Source organism: Ruegeria sp. CE9, from assembly GCF_056537425.1.
This window is the reverse complement of record NZ_JBQFRO010000045.1, coordinates 1-1955: the sequence shown is the minus strand read 5'-3', so window position 1 is coordinate 1955 and position 1955 is coordinate 1. Positions and strand designations below refer to the sequence as shown.

The window sequence follows — 1955 nt, the reverse complement described above, 5'->3', positions numbered from 1 at the left end:
CGAGCTTGCTGAACCAGGTCGCGAACTGCGCCGGGTAGCTGTCGCGCAACTGCAGCTGCACCTGCGGCCAGAGCCCGCCCGCCCGGCTCACCTCCGGAACCGGGCGCAGGGGGACGACATTGCTCTGTGGCACCTCCGCCCCCTGCCCCATCCGCGTGGCCATCGTCAACTTCAAGGGCGGCGCGGGCAAGTCCACCGTGGCGCTGCACTTCGCCCATGCCGCCGCCCTCGATGGCTACCGCGTCCTCGCCGTGGACTTCGACCCCCAGGCAACCCTCAGCCATTCCATGGGCCTGTCGGACGTGGTCGAGGATCACACCGTCTGGGGCATCATGGCCCGCGACCTGATCCGCGAGACCGAGCGGATGAACGCCACCGCCGCCGGCGCCGAGAGCGGCACCGCCCTGCCCCGCCGCCAGCTGCCCGCCGCGATCCAGGATCTCGGGCTCGGCGCGCTGCGGGTGTCGGACTTCATCCAGCCGACCGCCTGGCCGACCATCGACATCATCCCCTCCTGCGCCAACGCGGCCTTTGTCGAGTTCGCCTCCGCCCAGTACCGCCACCTCAACCCCGAATGGTCCTTCTTCGCGGCCGTGTCGCGCTTTCTCGACCAGATCCCGGACGACGCCTATGACATCATCCTCTTCGACTGTCCGCCCGCCATCGGCTACCAGTCCATGAACGCGGTCTTCGCCGCCGACATGCTCTATATCCCCTCGGGCCCGGGCTATTGGGAGTATGACAGCACCACCTCCTTCATCGGCCAGCTCGCCGAGGCGCTCGAGGATCTCGCCCACGGCGCCGACAGCTTTGCGCGCGCCGGGGTTACGCTTCCGAAAGTGTTTCGTGACATACGGTTCCTGATGACGCGATACGAGCCCGGCAACGAGCTGCACCGGGCGATGTTCCAGGCCTTCAAGCAGGTCTTCGGGGACCGGGTCGCCGACAGTCCGATCGAGATGACCCGCGCGGTCGAACAGTCGGGCCGTTTCCTGTCATCGGTTTACGAGATCGACTACCGCGAGATGACCCGGGGCACCTGGCGCCGGGCGCGGGCCACCTTCGATGCAGCCTACACCGAGTTTCGCGGTCACATGCTGGCCGCCTGGGACAATCTGGAGGACACGCCATGAGCAAGAAACGCCGCATGTTCGACATCGAGATGCCGCCCGAAGCCGACGCGGCCCCGCCGAAAACCTTCCCCGCGGGGAAGGTTTCACATGCTGAGACCACACCGCCCCGGCGCGGTCCCATGGCCGCGGCAATCACCGAGACCTCGGATCACGCTCGCGACCGCGGCGCGCTGGAGGCGCAGATCCGGGCGGAAAACGACAAGCTCGCCCATGAATTCGTCCGCCTGAAGAAGGCCGGGCAGATCGTCGACCGCATCCCGCTGGACCAGATCGAAACCTACAAGCTGGCCCGCGACCGCCTGCCGGGGCTAGACCCGGAGCTTGACGAGCTGATCGCCTCGATCCGCGACCTGGGCCTGTCGAACCCGATCCGGGTCGAGCCGCGGGAGGATGGCCGCTACGAACTGATCCAGGGCTACCGCCGGGTGCAGGCCTATCGCCGGCTGCTGGACGAGACCGGCGATGCCGAGACCTGGGGCGCGATCCCGGCGGGGATCGAGGCCCGCGGCGCGGCGCTGGAAGCGCTCTATCGCCGGATGGTGGACGAGAACATGGTGCGCAAGGACATCTCCTTTGCCGAGATGGCCCAGCTGGCCCTGAACTACGCCGCCGACCCGCATACCGCCGAGAACGATCCCAACCGCGCGGTGGCGGAACTGTTCCAGTCGGCCAACTACTCCAAGCGCAGCTATATCCGTGCCTTCATCCGCGTGATGCGGGAGCTGGGCGAGGACCTGCAATTTCCCACCGAGATCCCGCGCGCGCTCGGCACGACCCTGGCCGCGCGCATGGACGAGATGGAGGGGATCCCCCACGCGATCC

General features: G+C 67.8%; 1 protein-coding gene and 1 pseudogene. Both read left to right on the top strand.

Annotation, left to right across the window (positions count from 1 at the left end; genetic code table 11):
• Positions 1 to 152: 152 nt before the first annotated feature.
• A pseudogene (locus ACR0B3_RS23760) lies at positions 153 to 1133 on the top strand (ParA family protein); the annotation flags it as partial.
• On the top strand, positions 1130 to 1955 hold an 826-nt coding region (locus ACR0B3_RS23755; RefSeq protein WP_480811207.1), incomplete at its 3' end, for a ParB/RepB/Spo0J family partition protein. The pseudogene ACR0B3_RS23760 and the gene ACR0B3_RS23755, both read left to right, overlap by 4 nt.